Annotated in this window: 12 protein-coding genes and 7 pseudogenes; 16 read left to right on the top strand and 3 right to left on the bottom strand. The window is 34.4% G+C overall.

Going from position 1 to position 18,104, the window contains the following annotated elements; all coding sequences use genetic code 11:
• The first annotated feature begins 98 nt into the window (after positions 1-98).
• From QUF99_RS00870 to QUF99_RS00840, 8 genes and pseudogenes are all read left to right on the top strand, one after another.
• Positions 99-911 carry an alpha/beta fold hydrolase gene (locus tag QUF99_RS00870; RefSeq protein WP_289368117.1) on the top strand — a complete coding sequence of 271 codons (813 nt, stop codon included), beginning with the start codon at positions 99-101 and terminating at the stop codon, positions 909-911.
• Between the two features lie 508 nt (positions 912-1,419).
• Positions 1,420-1,662: pseudogene (locus tag QUF99_RS00865) on the top strand (hypothetical protein); the annotation flags it as partial.
• Between the two features lie 257 nt (positions 1,663-1,919).
• The gene (locus QUF99_RS00860; RefSeq protein ID WP_289368113.1) at positions 1,920-2,882 is read left to right on the top strand and encodes an AAA family ATPase; all 963 of its coding nucleotides are present in this window, start codon (positions 1,920-1,922) and stop codon (positions 2,880-2,882) included.
• Positions 2,882-4,096, top strand: coding sequence for a DUF58 domain-containing protein (locus QUF99_RS00855; protein WP_289368112.1), 1,215 nt, complete (start codon positions 2,882-2,884; stop codon positions 4,094-4,096). The genes QUF99_RS00860 and QUF99_RS00855 overlap by 1 nt, the downstream gene beginning before the upstream one ends.
• Positions 4,093-6,321, top strand: coding sequence for a transglutaminase TgpA family protein (locus QUF99_RS00850; RefSeq protein ID WP_289368110.1), 2,229 nt, complete (start codon positions 4,093-4,095; stop codon positions 6,319-6,321). The genes QUF99_RS00855 and QUF99_RS00850 overlap by 4 nt, the downstream gene beginning before the upstream one ends.
• 520 nt (positions 6,322-6,841) lie before the next feature.
• Positions 6,842-7,156, top strand: a pseudogene (locus tag QUF99_RS28630) (IS4 family transposase); the annotation flags it as partial.
• Positions 7,152-7,387, top strand: a pseudogene (locus tag QUF99_RS28625) (IS4 family transposase); the annotation flags it as partial. The pseudogenes QUF99_RS28630 and QUF99_RS28625, both read left to right, overlap by 5 nt.
• Before the next feature lie 231 nt (positions 7,388-7,618).
• Positions 7,619-9,049: an IS4 family transposase gene (locus QUF99_RS00840; RefSeq protein WP_289368096.1), complete on the top strand. Its 1,431-nt coding sequence runs from the start codon at positions 7,619-7,621 to the stop codon at positions 9,047-9,049.
• 416 nt (positions 9,050-9,465) lie between these two features.
• Here QUF99_RS00840 and QUF99_RS00835 read toward each other — a convergent pair.
• A pseudogene (locus tag QUF99_RS00835) lies at positions 9,466-9,699 on the bottom strand (amino acid permease); the annotation flags it as partial.
• Positions 9,700-9,841: 142 nt separating this feature from the next.
• Here QUF99_RS00835 and QUF99_RS00830 point away from each other — a divergent pair.
• From QUF99_RS00830 to QUF99_RS00815, 4 genes and pseudogenes are all read left to right on the top strand, one after another.
• Positions 9,842-9,922: pseudogene (locus tag QUF99_RS00830) on the top strand (AsnC family protein); the annotation flags it as partial.
• 71 nt (positions 9,923-9,993) lie between these two features.
• Positions 9,994-10,314 (top strand): helix-turn-helix domain-containing protein, encoded by a 321-nt coding sequence (locus tag QUF99_RS00825; protein ID WP_289368028.1) that lies wholly within the window; start codon positions 9,994-9,996, stop codon positions 10,312-10,314.
• Complete coding sequence (locus QUF99_RS00820; RefSeq protein ID WP_353958373.1) at positions 10,236-11,177, top strand: IS3 family transposase; 942 nt, start codon at positions 10,236-10,238, stop codon at positions 11,175-11,177. The genes QUF99_RS00825 and QUF99_RS00820 overlap by 79 nt, the downstream gene beginning before the upstream one ends.
• 30 nt (positions 11,178-11,207) lie before the next feature.
• Positions 11,208-11,582 (top strand): Lrp/AsnC family transcriptional regulator, encoded by a 375-nt coding sequence (locus QUF99_RS00815; protein WP_353958371.1) that lies wholly within the window; start codon positions 11,208-11,210, stop codon positions 11,580-11,582.
• Between the two features lie 72 nt (positions 11,583-11,654).
• On the opposite strand, the gene QUF99_RS00810 is transcribed toward QUF99_RS00815, so the two are convergent.
• The gene (locus QUF99_RS00810; RefSeq protein ID WP_289368108.1) at positions 11,655-12,491 is read right to left on the bottom strand and encodes an endonuclease I family protein; all 837 of its coding nucleotides are present in this window, start codon (positions 12,489-12,491) and stop codon (positions 11,655-11,657) included.
• 115 nt (positions 12,492-12,606) lie between these two features.
• The gene (locus QUF99_RS00805; protein ID WP_289368107.1) at positions 12,607-14,028 is read right to left on the bottom strand and encodes a zinc dependent phospholipase C family protein; all 1,422 of its coding nucleotides are present in this window, start codon (positions 14,026-14,028) and stop codon (positions 12,607-12,609) included.
• Positions 14,029-14,243: 215 nt separating this feature from the next.
• Between QUF99_RS00805 and QUF99_RS00800 the strand changes: the two genes are divergently transcribed.
• From QUF99_RS00800 to QUF99_RS00785, 4 genes and pseudogenes are all read left to right on the top strand, one after another.
• Positions 14,244-14,399 carry a hypothetical protein gene (locus tag QUF99_RS00800; protein WP_289368386.1) on the top strand — a complete coding sequence of 52 codons (156 nt, stop codon included), beginning with the start codon at positions 14,244-14,246 and terminating at the stop codon, positions 14,397-14,399.
• Positions 14,365-14,853, top strand: a pseudogene (locus QUF99_RS00795) (IS66 family transposase); the annotation flags it as partial. The gene QUF99_RS00800 and the pseudogene QUF99_RS00795, both read left to right, overlap by 35 nt.
• A gap of 119 nt (positions 14,854-14,972) precedes the next feature.
• Positions 14,973-15,533, top strand: a pseudogene (locus tag QUF99_RS00790) (Tn7-like element transposition protein TnsE); the annotation flags it as partial.
• Between the two features lie 21 nt (positions 15,534-15,554).
• Entirely contained in the window at positions 15,555-17,570 is a 2,016-nt protein-coding gene (locus tag QUF99_RS00785) for a S9 family peptidase (protein WP_289368105.1), read from the top strand.
• Positions 17,571-18,104: the final 534 nt, after the last annotated feature.

Here is an 18,104-nt window from a genome sequence, read left to right as displayed (position 1 = left end):
ATACAATAGATATTTCAAAATTATATTGATTGCGTATTCCATATATTGTATTTTAAAAGTGATCTTACTTTTGATAACTGAAAAAAGGGGGCTTATTCATGCCAATTATTAAAACAAAAAACGGTGAATTTCACTACGAGTCTTTTGGACAAGGGGAACCAATCCTTTTTTTACACGGAAGCGGGGCATCTTGGAAGATGTGGAAACCACAAATCGAATCATTTTCTAAAGAATATCAAATGATTCTTCTCGATTATCGTGGTCATGGCGAATCAATAAAAACCTTTCCTGGTAATGTATATGATTACGACTTAATCGTATCTGATATCATTTCATTTTTAGATACACTAAGCCACACACCTCTTAATGTAATCGGCGTTTCACAAGGAGCAGTTCTTGCGACATTAGTAGCCATTCATCATCCTTCCTATGTAAAAAAATTGGTCATTTCTAATAGCTATAGTGAATTTCCAACTAAAACTTCTAAATGGGTGCTTGAACTTTCAAATTTCATCTTCAGTTTGCTATCCTATTCAACAATTATTGATTTAATGATGAAATTTTACAAACACGAACCGTACACGCAACAAATGCTATGCGATTCATTTTCAATAGACAAAAAAATGTTATTAATGATGAAAAAAGCAAAATTTCCTGTTCATACTTCTTTATTACATCTCATTCAATCCCCCACTCTAATTCTATCTGGAGCAGGAAAAGTTGTAACAGGTGTTGATGAAGGAAAAGCAGCTAAAACAATTCACCAGCATATCCCAAATAGCACACTTGCTTTATTCCAAGATGCATTCGATCCACTCAATGTAATGAGAAAAGATATTTTCAATGAGATGGTCCTCGATTTTCTTAGAGACTCTTCTCTACATGAGTATGAGGAAGTTTCGTATGGATAATTGTCTACATATGCATCGTTAAATATACTAGATATGAAACAGCTATATCCTAAAGAATAGGAATTTGGGTGGTTCTAATTCACGTTCTATCACATGGTCAAAAAAGTATCGGTTTGGTCACCGAAACTTTTTTGTTCTTCCATATGTTATTGAAATTGGTTTTATGTTAACAAAAGATTCATTTCTTGACAGAAAACACCTTTTTAGTCTACAACTATTTTTTAATAGTCTAATACTTTATTCTATAGTCTAAAACACTTTTTTAATAAAACACATAGACCGGGTTCAGTTCACTGCTTCTTTGAAAAAGCCCACATAGACTGGATATATTTGTAAGCGTCAAATATTCCCCACCTACAATTTGTAAATAACCAATGAGATAATCTCCTTACATACTACATGTGGAGGTTTTTTTATGAAAAGACACCTATTAAAGAAAGAATGGGAAGCTTATATTCAAGACTATAAAAACAGTGGATTATCAAAAGTTGCCTGATGTCAAAAACAGAACCTACCAGTTCATCAGCTATATTACTGGCTGAAAAAATTATCACCTGAAATTGCAGATCAAAATGAAAATGAGCGTGTGAATTGGATTTCTATGAATGTCCCTGTCGTAGAAGAAAACATACATGCCACGATTCGAATTCACATTCAAGAAGCAACCATTGAATTAGATGTACCTTTCATTATTTACTGTTTTGCCCTTGGTTACGGCAACAATTATACTAGATGTAATCCGAATGTATAATCTGAATATTTTTGAAATTAAGAGTAGGATTTCCTTTGAGGACATAGAAATTATAAAGTATATCACCATGATTTTTTAACATGTAAGTTTCTTCCTATTTATATAAGTTCTCAATATGAACTTATATAATACCATTACTAATTACCTCTTAGATTACTATCATACTGCAATAAAATGAAGGAACTCCTTTTCTTTAACATAAATTCTATTTTCCACTAAATGAATTAGAAAACGATAATAAAATTAGGAGGATTACGATGACCCAGCTTGATTCATTACATCCCATTGTAGAAAAAATAATCAACAATATTGAAAAATTAATGGTCGGAAAACGAAAAGAAACGATCTTAGCCTTGACAGCTCTCTTAGCTGAAGGTCATGTACTATTAGAAGATGTTCCCGGTGTCGGGAAAACAATGCTAGTACGTGCTCTTTCTAAATCAATTGATGCCGATTACAAGCGAATTCAATTCACACCTGATTTACTGCCGTCAGATGTAACAGGTGTTTCTATTTATAATCCAAAAGAGCTCCAATTTGAGTTCAAGCCTGGACCAATTATGGGGAATTTTGTACTTGCTGATGAAATTAATCGTACATCTCCAAAGACACAATCTGCCTTACTTGAAAGTATGGAAGAAGGCAATATCACAATAGATGGCATTACAAGACCGTTACCAAAACCGTTCTTTGTAATGGCTACACAAAATCCGGTCGAATATGAGGGAACATACACTTTACCAGAAGCTCAGCTCGATCGTTTCTTGTTGAAGCTAAAAATGGGATATCCTACACCAGAGGAAGAATTTGAAATTTTAAACCGGATGGAAAAAACAAATCCACTCTCCCGTTTACAAGCTATTACTACAATAGAAGAATTGCTTTATTTACAACAAAGCGTACGGGAAGTAAGCATGGACAAAGCAATCAAGCATTACATTGTAAAGCTTGTTAATCAGACTCGTTCTTATAGTTCTATACAGCTAGGTGCAAGTCCACGCGGCTCAATTGCTTTAATGAAAGCTTCACAGGCTTATGCATTCATCCATGGCAGAAATTATGTTATTCCAGACGATGTTAAATTTTTAGCTCCTTACGCTTTAGCTCACAGACTCATTCTAAAAATGGAAGCAAAATTTGAAGGAATAACAGGAGAAAAAGTTATCGCCAAAATCGTTGCACGAACTACCGTGCCGACTCAAAGGACGATGAACCTTTGATGAAACGACTACTACGAGCACTATATCACGTTACCAAGTTATTGCTAATCCCTTTATGCCTAGTCTTAACATTTGTGTACGCCATGCTTCAAGGAGGATTTGTAAGTTGGTTTTTGTTTTACAGTACGATTCCTATTGGCCTTTATTCACTACTACTCCCCTTCTACGCTTTACGGGACGCTGAAGTAAAACGAATAACAAACCAAAACGAATATGTAGCAGGAGAACAATTTTTAAGCACTATTACAATAAAAAGAAAATTTCCTTTTCCCTTACTTTATTTAGTTGTAGAAGATGAACTGCCACCACAATTTACAAGTTGTAGACAAACAAAGACGAATAAGGTAATACTCTTTCCAGGATTAAAACGAAATATTTCGTTTCAATATGTTATTGACACAATCCCTAGAGGAGAGCACACTTTTACAAGCGTACGTGTCAAAACTGGCGATCTATTCGGTATGATGGAGAAAGAAGTAACTTTTTCAGTTCCAGATACATTTTTAGTCTATCCCCAGTATGTAGATATAACGTATCGACAATTGGAAAATCATTTCGAACAAGGAGCGCTTTCAGCAAATATAAATTTAGCAAAAGACTCTACAGTCTCTGTCGGTGTCAGAGAATATAAACCTGGTGACCGCTTTTCATGGATTGATTGGAAAGCAACTGCACGAACAAACAATATTATGACGAAAGAGTTTGAACAACAGCGCAGCCATAATATCATGATATTCATGGACAGAACCCAATCCCCTCTATTCGAATCAGTCGTAACGTTTACTGCCTCTATTGTGAGGGCTGTCTTGAAGCAAAATTCACCAGCCTCATTCGTGTCTGTCGGAAAAGAACGAACTATTTTCCCTTTAGACAATGGAGATACTCAGTTGCAACAAATCTTTTGTCATTTAGCGAAAGTACAAGCAGACAGTGTATTCCCGCTCTCTCGAAGTGTAGAAATGGAATTAAGAAAAATTTATCAGCCCGTAACGATTATACTCGTGACAAGCGATCTTTCTCCCGATATTCAAAAGGCGGCTGATTGTGCTGCTATAAAAAATAGAAAATTAATGGTGTTTGTCGTGAAAGAAAAAGCGAACCAACTCTCACATCGAGAACTAAGTATACTAGAAACTCTACAAAAACGAAAAATATTTGTAAAAGCGGTTTATGAAAACCGGTATACAAACGTGTTTTTTGAGGTGAGCAAATGATAACATTACAAACAAAAAACCAATGGGATATGAGCAGATTCTTCATGCATGTATGTGGACTTCTTCTTTTACTAGAATGGCTAAGACCTCTTATAGGTATTACAAACGTAGGTAGATTAGATATTTTTGTAATATTTATAGGAATTTGCTTCACTCTCTCTTTTTTTCAAACAAGGTGGCAGATTCCAATAAAGATCGTCACGATCTTATTCATCATTCATTCCCTGTATTATAAAAATGCTTTTATAAATCCATCTTGGCTAACAACATTTTTTTCTGATATTTCTCAAAATTCCTCCCTGTTTTTCCAGGGGAATTTGCTAGATATTTCTCCAGTTTTTCCGACATTTTTATTTTTTCTATCATTTTGGTTTTTGAGTTCTTTCATCTCTTTTTGGATGATTCATAAAAAACGTGGATTGTTATTTCTTGTATTGACTATTATTTATATCACAACTTTTCATAACTTACATTTATACAATGCAAACTACGCTATTCTTCGTACTGTTGTCATCGGCTTTTTTATGCTTAGTCTTCTTCAAATAGAACGAATAAAAGAGATTGAACACTTACAAAATTATGCTAGAGAAATCTCAAAATTACTTAGACCTCTTACAATATTTATTGTATTGTCAGCAACCATCGCATACTTTGCTCCAAAATTTGGCCCTCAATGGCCAAACCCAATGAATTTTTTAAAATTCAACACATCCGAAGCAAGTAAAAAACAAGAAGTTTCTAAAATTGGGTATGGTTTAGATGACTCGCAATTAGGCGGTCCTTTTAAGGCGGATAATACAATTGTTTTTACAGCACAAACGCAAAACAAACAATATTGGAGAGTAGAAACAAAAGATTTTTATACAGGAAAAGGCTGGGAGGTTTCTGAAAAGCCGAAAAAGGTTTCTTTTAAAAATAAAAACGACGTCGTGAGGTGGTACGAACAAAATACAAAAACGGAGACAACCGAAGCAACAATCACCATGCAAAAAAGTTATCCTCACCTTACCTATCCAGCAGGATTAGTATCAGTTGAGGCTTCTTCTGATGTATCATACAGTGTTGACCCATTTTCAGAAAAAATCTATACAATGCACGGAGACTCTTCTACTACTTTAAATTCGTATAAAGTAACATATGAGATCCCGGAGTTTTCCATAGAAAATTTGAAAGCTGTAAAAACGAATGAAGGTCATGAAACAAGTTCTTATTTCATGACAAAGTACACACAACTTCCCGAATCATTACCGCAGCGAGTAAAAGACTTGGCTGTCAATCTTACAAATGATAAAGACAACCGATATGATAAAGTATTAGCTATTGAAAATTACTTCACAGACAATTCTTTTGTATACGAAACAATGAATGTCATGATTCCTGCCAAAAACCAAGATTATGTAGATCAATTCCTTTTCGATACAAAAAGCGGCTACTGTAATAATTTTTCGACGTCTATGATCGTGTTACTTCGTTCTGTCGGGATTCCCGCTCGCTGGGTAAAAGGCTATACAGAAGGAACTATTGAGAATACATTTGCTGGTACAGAAGGTGAGAATGTTTATAAAATCGCGAACAATAACGCACACTCTTGGATCGAAGTATATTTTTCAGGATACGGATGGATTCCATTCGAACCAACAAAAGGATTTACCAATCCCTATAATTTTATAAATAATACTCCTGCTTCTACTTCACAAAATAGCGAAGAAAATAATTCTAAAAACGAGCAAATACACCAACGGAACAATGAAGCAAAGCTCAAAAGTTTAATAGAAAATACAGAAGAAGCCTCTACTAAAAAGATCACAAATTCTAAAAATGGGTTTTCTTGGTGGTACGTATTCCTCTCTACGATACCGATTAGTATCATGGGATACATTCTCTTCACCACTAGAATGAAATGGATTACATTTTTTATTATTCTTTTCTATAAATACCGAAAAGGTGATGCTGTTTATCTAAAAGCTTACGGTGCACTTTTAAAACAATTTGCGAGAATCGGCATACCACGGGGTGAAAGTCAAACATTCCGAGAATACGCTCTCCGCATCGATACACTTTACAACTCGACTGATATGCAACAACTTACTTTCAGTTATGAGAACGCTATGTATCAAAAGGGACAGGCCGCAGCCGAATGGAAGAAATCCGTACACTTATGGGAAGTGCTTATGAAAAAAGCAGCTTCTCTGCCTAAATTAAATGACTTCGATGCAGTGATTTAATTTTGATAATGTGAGTTTAAAGAAAGTACCTCAAAGACTAAGAGCTACTTTGTTCTTTGAGGTGTTTTTTAATAAACATAATAAGAGATAACTAACTCCTAATCGCCTCAGCCAACTAGAAAAAAAAAGGCAGGAAAAAGGGTTTAATAAAAATAAATCATATTTGAGTAATCTTCAAAATGGAAAAATAGAACCTCCCTCCTCCGAAGTTAGTTATGCACTAGCTGAAATAAATGGGGGGATCCAATTCGATTAATAACAGTTGATTTAATAAGCCAAATCCCTTTAGAGGAAGTAAACAATAAATCTTTTGTTTCCTCCTTCTCTAATCAAATGTTCAGTATGTTAGCTACAATCTTTGAAATGAACAGGGCCCCTTTAGCCAAATTTATACTTGGGCATTTACGCTCTAATAGGGGTATCGCCACATCGCTATCAAGCTAACAAAACAAAATTCCCCCTAAAATGAAAAAATACGCTATTCTTTCTGTAGAATCATAGGAAAGGATGGCGTTTTTGTATGTCAATTTCTGTATCTGATGAATTACAACTATTTGCTCAAGAAATTCAAAGCTTTTTATCCCCTAATATCTTACGAAATCTTGCTAGAGATGTTGGCTTTGTGCAACGAACAAGTAAGTACCAAGCCAAAGATTTAGTCGCTTTATGTGTATGGATGAGTCAAAATGTCGCTACGACTTCTTTAACTCAGCTATCTAGCTGTTTAGAAGCGTCAACAGAAGTTCTCATCAGTCCTGAGGGACTAAATCAACGATTTAATAAAGCGGCCGTTCAATTTTTGCAACACATATTAGCCGAACTTCTAAACCAAAAAAAAGAAACAAGAGCTGAGTGAATATAAAGCCATATATATGATTAAAGACTATTTTTTCTTCTGTTTCGAGCAATGCAAAAAGACACCCAAGGATTATCAAAGATTCTTCTTCGTCTGTTTAACCTCCTACAGCGAAACGGACGGAAATCTCATCGATACAAGAAGAAAACAGTCTTTGATATATTAGGTGTCGTTTATAATTGTACCATGTCGGACAATCAAGCAGCTTAATAAAAAAAGTGAAACCCGTTAGGGTTTATTTGATATGCAAAATTCCCAATGATCCACACTGATTTTTAGAAAAAGAAAAAATTTTCTTCTGAAACTGGCCTTTCCTAACCTTAGCTTGATAGCGATGTGGCGAGACCCCATCGCTATCAAGCTAACAAAACAAAATTCCCCCTAAAATGAAAAAATACGCTATTCTTTCTGTAGAATCATAGGAAAGGATGGCGTTTTTGTATGTCAATTTCTGTATCTGATGAATTACAACTATTTGCTCAAGAAATTCAAAGCTTTTTATCCCCTAATATCTTACGAAATCTTGCTAGAGATGTTGGCTTTGTGCAACGAACAAGTAAGTACCAAGCCAAAGATTTAGTCGCTTTATGTGTATGGATGAGTCAAAATGTCGCTACGACTTCTTTAACTCAGCTATCTAGCTGTTTAGAAGCGTCAACAGAAGTTCTCATCAGTCCTGAGGGACTAAATCAACGATTTAATAAAGCGGCCGTTCAATTTTTGCAACACATATTAGCCGAACTTCTAAACCAAAAATTAGCCTCATTTATACCGATTTCTTCTCCATTCACTTCTGTTTTCAAGCGTATTCGGATCCTGGATTCCACCGCATTTCAACTTCCAGATATCTTTTCATTCGTTTATCCAGGTGCAGGAGGCTGCAGTCATACAGCTGGGATGAAAATTCAACTTGAGTATGACCTGTTAAGCGGACAGTTCCTACATATTCATACAGGTCCAGGTAAACAACATGATCGAACCTACGGTTCTCTGTGTGTCCCAACTATAACAGCGAATGATTTATGTATCCGAGATTTAGGTTATTTTCATTTGAAAGATCTTCAACATATACAAGATAAAAAAGCTTACTATATCTCTCGTATCAAGTCGAATACACGTATTTATCAAAAAAATTCCAACCCTGATTACTTTCAAGATGGAAGAATTAAGAAAGGTACAGAGTATATACAGATAGATATGGAGGTCTTAATGAACTCTCTTCAGCCAGGACAAACATGTGAAATATCCGAAGCCTATGTAGGAATGACTGATAAAGTACCAACTCGTGTGATTGTACATCGACTAACAAAAGAACAACAAAAAAAACGATTACAAGATCAAGCTGTAAGAGAAAAGAAGAAAGGAATGAAGTATTCTCCTCGTAGTAAACGACTCAGTGGTATCAATGTATATATGACAAATACCCCTACAGATATTGTCCCGATGGGACAAGTACATGATTGGTATTCTTTACGTTGGCAAATCGAAATTTTATTTAAAACGTGGAAATCATTCTTTCACATTCATCATTGTAAAAAGATAAAACGAGAACGATTGGAATGCCATTTGTATGGGCAACTGATTGCCATTCTACTCTGTTCCTCTATTATGTTTCAAATGCGGAAGTTACTTCTCATAAAAAAGAAACAAGAGCTGAGTGAATATAAAGCCATATATATGATTAAAGACTATTTTTTTCTTCTGTTTCGAGCAATGCAAAAAGACACCCAAGGATTATCAAAGATTCTTCTTCGTCTGTTTAACCTCCTACAGCGAAACGGACGGAAATCTCATCGATACAAGAAGAAAACAGTCTTTGATATATTAGGTGTCGTTTACAATTGTACCATGTCGGACAATCAAGCAGCTTAATAAAAAAAGTGAAACCCGTTAGGGTTTATTTGATATGCAAAATTCCCAATGATCTACACTGATTTTTAGAAAAAGAAAAAATTTTCTTCTGAAACTGACCTTTCCTAACCTTAGCTTGATAGCGATGTGGCGAGACCCCTATATAGAAAAAACACCATTAACTTATTGTAGTTTTATAAAAAAGATTGATCATTTAAAACAAAGTTCGATTATTTAAAATAAAGATTGATTATGCAGAGAAATTGATTGCGAGTACGGAAGTATCTGTTCTTCCTGGTGAAGTGTTTGAGCGTCCTGGATATTTCAGGGTTGGATTTGGGCTTCACCCTGACAAATTCCGCGGTGCAATGAAATTGATGTCTGAATTTATTGCATCCAAGGGATGGGAATAGGAATAAGCAGAATTTCCGCTGACTTTCAGAGAACGTTGCAATTCCACCTGCGCTTGGATGCTCGATAGACAAAAAGGCAAAAGTAAACGCAAGCGGGATACTAAGCAAAATCATGATAAACCAAGAGATAATAGCACTTGGCCCTGCTATACTTGCTGTCATACCCGGTAAAATGAGAATTTCTGATCCTAAAACAGCTCCCACATATAAAGCTGTTCCCTTTCGAATAGAAATCGTTTCTTTAAAATCATTAGACATTTAATGCACCTCCATTTATATTTAAATTATAGAAAATTATTAATCTATTTTATATTCAAAAATGAACATAAACTTTTTCTAAACTTTATATTATGAAGGTTTTTTAATTATTTATTTTCAATTTCATAAAGGAGTATACATTATGGATGAAATCGATAAAAAGATAGTTTCACTTTTACAAGAAGATGCCAGAATGACAATTAAAGAAATGACTGCACATTTATGGTATTATCCCCTCATAGTAGACAGTTGAAAGAAAGTTACTGTACTGTTTATTATGGAGGGGATTTTTTTATGGGGAAAATTAGAAGAACTTTTTCGATTGATTTTAAAATGAAAGCTATTGAAATGTACTTACATAGAGGAATGGGTAGTAAATTAATTGGAAGGGAATTAGGAGTTACATATTCAGTTATAGACAGATGGATTAAAAACTACAATAGTGAGGGTATTCTTGGCCTACAAGAAAAACGAGGGAGATCTAGACAAACAAATGCAAGTTCAATAAAAACAAGTCATGATGATAGAATAGAACGATTAGAAGTAGAAAATGCATACTTAAAAAAGCTCTTAGCTGCGAAAAAGGAGATGAGGTCAAAAGAGACAAATCAATAGAATACGAGATCATTCATACATTAAAGCATAGCTTTCCAATTGTGTTTCTTTGTGAAATTGCGGGGGTCTCAAGAAGTGGATATTACAAATGGGAAAAAAGAAGAACTAATCCCTCTGAAAAGATGAAGGAAGACCAATTTATTATGTCCAAAATAGTGGAATGCGAACTAGATCCAGATATAAATGGTAGTTTTGGTTATCCAAGAGTTTGTACATGGCTCAAAAAGTATTGTGGTTTACAGATAAATCATAAAAGAGTGTACCGTTTAATGAAGAAAATGGGGATACAAGCTAAGATTCGAAAGAAAAAGTGGAGGCATTTTGGCTTAAAAGAACAATGTGTCGTATCAAAAAATCGTTTAAACAGGGAATTTTCAGCCAGCAAGCCAAATGAAAAATGGGTTACAGATATAACCTATCTCACTTTTAACGGTAAGCGTATGTATCTTTCAGTGATAATGGATCTTTATAATAACGAAATTGTAGCCTACCAAGTAAGCGAAAGCAACAATTTAAAATTAGTTATAGACACAGTGAATAAGGCCTTAAGAAAAAGAAATGTCCACGGAACAGTATTACATAGCGATCAAGGGTATCAATACACGTCCAAAAAATACAACCTATTACTTAAAAAATACAAAATGAATGTAAGTATGTCTAGGAAGGGCAATTGTTATGATAATGCATGTGTAGAGAGTTTTTTTAGTCATTTTAAGACAGAATGTTTTTACAGAAATGAGTTTCATGAAAAAGAGCAAGTTTTCAAAGCCATTAGAAGATATATGAGGTATTACAATAACAAACGATTCCAAAAAAAATTAAACAACCTTAGTCCTGCTGAATTTGGAACTAAGGCTGCTTAATGAAAAGGCATCTAATCTTTTACTGTCTACTTGACAGGGGTAAGACCATTACATCTTAGTCGTCCAAGTGTTACCGAAAGACTCAAACGATTACATGATACAGGAATAATTGAAAAATATACAGCACGTATTTCCCTCGATGCAGTCGGCAAAGACATTCAAGCGTTTTTAAGAATAGAAAACTTAAAAATCGCCTGTAAAAAATTCGAAGAAAAAATATATAACGAACACAGAATACTTGAATGCCACCGAGTCACTGGCGAAAGTAGCTATTACTTAAAAGTAGCTGTGCAATCAATGAAAGAATTAGAAGAATTAATCGATGTTGTAATTCCATTTGGTACAGTAAAAACTTCTATGATACTCTCCTCACCAATCCCTTACAGACCGGTTATTGTGGAGTAAACCCAAAAAAGGAGTGATTCTTATGATCACTCCTTTCTACTTTAAAATTTACCCAGGTATGATTTTACTTATTTATTTCCAAATTTCATTTGCCCATTTAGGATGATCAATAAATGGATTACGATTATGTTGATATTTTGTAAAAATAACTTCATTACGCTTTCGTTCCAAATCATCGACAGGGTCTTGTTCATTCCATTTTAGTAAAACAGATAGTTTCCCCATATATGGATCTTTATTGTTATTCACTTTTTCATTAAGCTCTAAATCTACTTCGCCATTGTCTCCTTCATAACGAACAGTCATGTAAAATAACATTCTAGCAATATCCCCTTTTACACTATCACGAGGTTCCCAAGAATCACTATCGTATTTACATTCTGTTGCTTCTGAATGACTCACACCGCCATTATCAAAATCCAAATTCCCACGTGAACTATTGACAGATACATCCGTGGCTCTTAAATGATGAAGGTCAGTTCCAGGCCCTGCAGCTGTCCCAAAATCACCGTGGGATTTTGCCCAAACATGCTCTCGGTTCCAATTATCGACCCCTGAACCATTTGTAAATTTCCCTTGCGAACGTCCTGTATATAAAAGGAGCACATTATTTTTATTATTTGGATCTTCATCAGTATCTCTTAGTGCATCCCAAACTGCACTGTATGATATCTTTGTATGATTATCAATAATATTATGAAGCTCCTTTTTTAATTCTGAACCCGCTTTTCCCTTCGCACTATTATAATATGTATCATCATAATTAGTTGCAATTACCCCTTGATTTGCTTTTGAGGACGAAGAAGCTCCTTCACCATATACGATATCTGTAAATGATAGGGATGAAGAACCTAAAATGAAAAATGAAGAAATAGTAAAAATAGCAAGTTTTGTATTTCGAAACACCATATACACATATCCCCTTTAGAATTTAATTTTAACTAATGAACGAAAACAATTCTTTCTAAACACATGAAATATTTTAAAACTACATACACATTTTCTCTCTATACGATAGAAAATCCTATTCAGCCTGTATAAATTTCCATGCTTTTGGTTGATCCGTTTTCTTTCCTAACACAATCCAGCTTTTCTCTTTTCCATTTTCTTGATAATTTACTGGGTATCCATCTGTATATAGGTAATATTCAGCTGAATTATTCGGATTTGGATACACTTTAAACTGTGCAGTATTTGCTTTTTGTTTCGCAAGATGTACCCAATTTGTCATGTTGGAGTAATTAAGAAATACGTAATTATCATAGTTGGATTGCGTCATTTTCAGCAGTACACTTTCTCCGCGATGGAGGATTCCATTATTCTCTTTATCAAATACAAACTGAACAGGTGTACCGTGAACTTTATTATCATTTATTGGATTAGATAATAGCGCGTAGTCATTCGCAGCATATACCTCAAAGGTCAAACCTCTATTTAGAAACTCACTTGGCACTACGAAGTATTTTTTATTATCTTGTATTACTTCTCCTTTAGAATCTCTCACTACAGTATTTTCAATTTCTTCAGACATAGTATTTCCAACAAATGTGTTAAACCATAAATGAATAAATCCCGCTGTATTTCTTTGAGCTTTTTCTAAACTTCTCTGAACAGCTGGCATAACTTCTTCTTGCCAAAGAGCATTGTTTCCTTTATTATAGTGAGATTTAATCTCGTCATTGGTAATGTTCCCGATTTCCACTTTTGCGAGTTTCGCTGTTTCATGGATCCACTGTTTTGGATCATTAGAATTCACTAAATTATATACGCCCTCACCATCAGATACTTCATACTGTGTCTGAATTGTTGTCACATAATTTTCAAAAGCGCTATGAAACTTTAAGGCACTCATATCGACGGCTGTAAAATTAGCAGCATGCATTGGCTGAGTAGCATCTGTGAAGTAGTGCGTCGCAACACCTAAATAATAAAAAGCTTGTTTTCGGTCATCCTTCTTAAAGTATTCACCTGCTAATTTAAAATATTTATCTCCTTGCGAGAGAGCTGTTGGTTCTTCTTCTCCTTTATAGTTCTTTCTCGTATCAGGATCGTAGAAGTGAGATTTCCATCCTCCCTTAATTAGCCCATCAATACCTATCGTACCTGTACCGCCATCGTTAAATTCATCAAGGTAATCAGCATCATAAAGACCTCTTTCAAATAACTCCTTATATTCAGGAGTATTTAAAAATTGTAATTCATTTGCTTGAACCGTCTTATCTTGATTACGACCCATAATTTGAATTGCGTTTCGTGCAATCCATAAATGTGTGCTTTCATTAGGATGATGCGGATGCTCCGCAGACCATCTTTTCACACGTTTGTGCTCTTGGTTTTCCTGTTTCATTACTTCGCCTATTCCACAAGCTTCTGTGACTGTTGGGATTACCACAGTCCCAGAAGCTATTGCTGTGACAAGAGCCAATGTACATAATTTCTTTTTCATATGATTCTCCTAAATTTCAATTTCATCAATAACGTAAACGATTTCACTTTGAAACAAAAATATTCTTCTACATTAAAAATGTAGTTTAATGATAACTTATATATTTCAATTTTTTTATGCAATTATACATATTTAGTTACTAGCTAAAAAAGACTACAGTTTATCGGCTATTTAAATCAAAAAAATTATTAATTAAATAAAAAAGAGGGATGAATATGATTTTGAGAACGAATGACACAAAGACGCGAGAAACAGTAAGATATGTTGCAGGATTTGTTATACTTTTAATACTAGTATCCTTTATATATCAATGGAATAACGGTTTAGAGATTGATGAAGCTCAAACATGTCAACCCTACCGAGCGATATGAGCAGCGACTTGAAAAAAGCAGGCCCATTCTGGACCTTTTTTCGGCATGGCTTCATGAACAGAAAGATCGTGTTCTACCCAAAAGCGCTCTAGGAAAGGCCATCACTTATTGTTTGAATCAATGGAATCATCTTGAAGCTTTTTTATTAGACGGTCATTTAGAAATTGATAACAACAGAAGTGAACGTTCTATTAAACCGTTTGTAATCGGGAGAAAAAATTGGATGCTCTCAAATACATCGCGAGGTGCTAGAGGAAGTGCCATCATGTAAAGTGTGGTTGAAACCGCAAAAGAGAATAATCTAAGTCCCTATCATTATCTTCGTTATTTGTTTGAAACGCTTCCCAACATCGATTTAAACAATAAAGAGGAAATTGATAAAGTCTTGCCGTGGTCAATGGATTTACCATCTAGTTGCAGAGTACCGAAAAAAAGTGAAGCAAACAAAAAATAACTCCAAAATCAACTTTTATTGTATATTTTGGAGTTACTTTACGTTTACCGAAGTTTAAAATAAAGTCGCGACGTTTATAAAAAAGTTGCGAAGCTTTACTCCTTTGGATATGATTATCTAGGTCAACAAGATTAAAAGGTATAAAGACCGCCAGACAACATGAGTTTTTATCGGATTTGGAACGGAACTACTTTTATTTAACTGAATTTTCTGATGTTATTTTAGATATTCGTGAACAATTTCCTTTATTACCACAAGAAGAGACGATTGTCATTGCTGAAGAGCTTGGGATTAAACACCCAGCTGATCCAAAAACAGGCGATCCAATTGTTATGACAACGGACTTTTTATTAACAGTTGATAAAGGACAAGGTGTATTTGAAGTCGCTCATACTATCAAAATGAAAGATAAGCTATTAGAAGAACGTGTGTTAGAGAAGTTTGAAATTGAACGGGAAAATCGCTCTTTGTCGATGTTAATATTATCATCGTTTGAAATTCGTGAATGGAAAACTATTTATGATCGACTGCTTATAAATCTTGTGAATGATAGTGGAACTTGGACAAGTAAGTCATTGAAAAGCATTGAAGGTCAAGGTATTACAGTGGTGAAAGCTAAACACAGTTCTAAAGGGGTTCAGCATAGGGCAGAGGTTTTATTGAACAAATTAGATTACTAGACATTACGAGGGGGTTTATTAATGAAAATGAATGAAAAAACATATCTAAGTATAGAAGAGATTATTTCATTACCAACCTTATCAGGTACAAACATAAGTGATGATGGCAAAAACGTAGCATTTGTCAAGAAGACAGCTAACTGGAAAGACAATAAATATAGGAATCATGTATGGATATATGAAAAAGATAAGGGGCAGAGTTACCCATTAACAACTAGGGATATAGATAGTACATACCCATTATGGTCTCCAGATTCTAGGGATATCGCATACCTTAGCCCAGTTGGTCACGGGGATAATAAGAAAAATCAGATCTTTGTTAAGTCAATAGATGGTTATAGTGGGGTTCAAATTACTGATGAGAAAGAAGGGGTCAGTAAATTCAAATGGGAGTCTACTGGCAAGGGTTTTTATTATGTTGCACAGTCAAAAGAATCTGAGGTGATAAAGAAACGTAAGGAACTATATGGAAATTTCCATCATATAGGTAAGGAATACCAGAATAATTGTTTATATTACATTGAAATAGAAAAAGTGATACAAAATGATAAATATGAACACCCGGAAAATTCTGATAGTGCTGGTAAGGATAAAGATGAACACGAAAATAGCGTTGTTTATCAACTAACTGATGGGAAGGATTTTCATATCCATGAATTTGATATTTCAAATGATGGGAAAAAGGTTGTATTTATGGCTACACCAAGCCCAAATATGGGAGATTATATTAATGGAGATCTATACATACTAGATATTAAAGCTGGAGAGCTACAAAAGATGAATATAGATAAGTTGTTGGGAGGGAGCGTTTGCTTTTCTCCTGAAGGCAGCAAAATATGTTACTCAGCAAGCATAAGGGAGAAGGATTACTATAAGACCCATATACAAGACAGTACATTAGAGATATATGATATTAATAATGGAGAGCTAATTCAACCTTTAACAGATTTTGATAGTACGGTTATTCCATTACGGTGGACAGCTAAAGGAATTTTAATTAGATGGCAGAATAAAACTAATTATCTTATTGGGTTGCTATCTGAGGATGGCACTGTGGAAATGTTAAGCGAAAAAGTAGATAGCTTTATAATGGATGCTTCTATAACAAGGGATGGAAATCATATATCCTATAATAAGGCTATAACAAATGAAACCTTTGAAATCTATTTAGACGATAAAAAAATAACGAATGAAAATAGCTTTTTCAAAGGAAAGCTTAAAAGTAACAGGGAAATAATCTCATGGCAAAGTAGTGATGGTCTTGAAATAGAGGGTGTTTTATCAACCCCAGTAGAGTTTGACGCAAATAAAAAATATCCCTTATTAGTGGTAATCCATGGTGGTCCGGCTTGGGCATCCTTTCCAATATTTTCAGACTGTTTTAATGAGAAATATCCTATTGAACAGTTTATCGAAAAAGGCTTTATAGTTTTAGAACCAAACTACAGGGGAAGTTCTGGTTATGGTAATGAATTCTTAAAAGCAAACTATAGAAAACTGGGAATCGCTAACTACGATGATGTTATATCTGGAGTGGATAAACTAGTTGACAAAGGGATTGCAGATAAAGATAGAGTAGGGGTTATGGGATGGAGCAACGGGGGATATATATCAGCTTTCTGTTCTACATTTAGTAGTAGATTTAAAGCTATTTCAGTTGGAGGTGGAATTACTAATTGGAGTACCCATTATGTAAATACAGATATACCTTACTTTATTAGGATGTATTTAGGAAATAATCCATGGAATGATCCAGAGATATATACTAAAACATCACCAATGATATATATTAAATCAGCCTGTACTCCCACCTTAATCCAACATGGCGAAAAGGATGCAAGAGTTCCAACTCCAAATGCATATGAGCTATATCAAGGATTAAGGGATATGGAAGTTGATACAGAATTAATTATATTTAAAGGAATGGCATATAGTTCTGACCAGCCAGGAATTAATGTGGCTATTATGAAGCAGAATTTGATGTGGTTTTCACACTATATTCTTGGAGAAAGTATTAAAGATTTTAGGGTTTTATAATGGATATCCTCACAGGATACATAAGGATGAAACAGTCTTCATAAGGAAGCTTTTTTTCATATTTAGCCTGTGATTGTAGCTCTATGATTTCCATGTGAATTTCCACTGTATAATACTCTAGCAACTACATTGACTTACAATTGTATAGCAACGTTATGGCATTAAGCTCCCTGTACCTTTGTAGGGGTACGGAAACGATTAGTGTAAAAACTGCAATAGGATAAAAACGTGGCTCAGATATGGAAAATTACATATTTGCCACGTTTTCTTCTTATAAAAGATTAATTAGACCTAGAAGGCAAAGTAGATATGAGAAATGGATACTTCAGTACAACTGATTTATCTACGGGACAAAAAAAGATATATTAAATAAAATGATCAAACTTTTTTTAACACCTACACTTAGCGTACAATTTTTTTAATTAGATAGTGACCTCATCGCCATCTAATTAAGAAATTCATTGTTCTCCAAAACGAAAAAATGAGCTGCGTTCATATAAATAACTGTAGAGAGATAAAAACTTTCGTTCTGGG

The sequence above is a fragment of the Bacillus sp. DX4.1 genome (genome assembly GCF_030348195.1).
In the GTDB taxonomy this organism is placed as follows: domain Bacteria; phylum Bacillota; class Bacilli; order Bacillales; family Bacillaceae_G; genus Bacillus_A.
Note: the sequence above shows the minus strand (reverse complement) of the source record. Positions and strands in the feature narration are given on the sequence as shown.

Excerpts from the sequence above, each read along its gene's own strand:
- QUF99_RS00870 (WP_289368117.1), top strand. The coding sequence starts at position 99 with ATGCCAATTATTAAAACAAAAAACGGTGAATTTCACTACGAGTCTTTT.
- QUF99_RS00860 (WP_289368113.1), top strand. The coding sequence starts at position 1,920 with ATGACCCAGCTTGATTCATTACATCCCATTGTAGAAAAAATAATCAAC.
- QUF99_RS00855 (WP_289368112.1), top strand. The coding sequence starts at position 2,882 with ATGAAACGACTACTACGAGCACTATATCACGTTACCAAGTTATTGCTA.
- QUF99_RS00850 (WP_289368110.1), top strand. The coding sequence starts at position 4,093 with ATGATAACATTACAAACAAAAAACCAATGGGATATGAGCAGATTCTTC.
- QUF99_RS00840 (WP_289368096.1), top strand. The coding sequence starts at position 7,619 with ATGTCAATTTCTGTATCTGATGAATTACAACTATTTGCTCAAGAAATT.
- QUF99_RS00825 (WP_289368028.1), top strand. The coding sequence starts at position 9,994 with ATGGGGAAAATTAGAAGAACTTTTTCGATTGATTTTAAAATGAAAGCT.
- QUF99_RS00810 (WP_289368108.1), bottom strand. The coding sequence starts at position 12,491 with ATGGTGTTTCGAAATACAAAACTTGCTATTTTTACTATTTCTTCATTT.
- QUF99_RS00805 (WP_289368107.1), bottom strand. The coding sequence starts at position 14,028 with ATGAAAAAGAAATTATGTACATTGGCTCTTGTCACAGCAATAGCTTCT.
- QUF99_RS00800 (WP_289368386.1), top strand. The coding sequence starts at position 14,244 with ATGATTTTGAGAACGAATGACACAAAGACGCGAGAAACAGTAAGATAT.
- QUF99_RS00785 (WP_289368105.1), top strand. The coding sequence starts at position 15,555 with ATGAAAATGAATGAAAAAACATATCTAAGTATAGAAGAGATTATTTCA.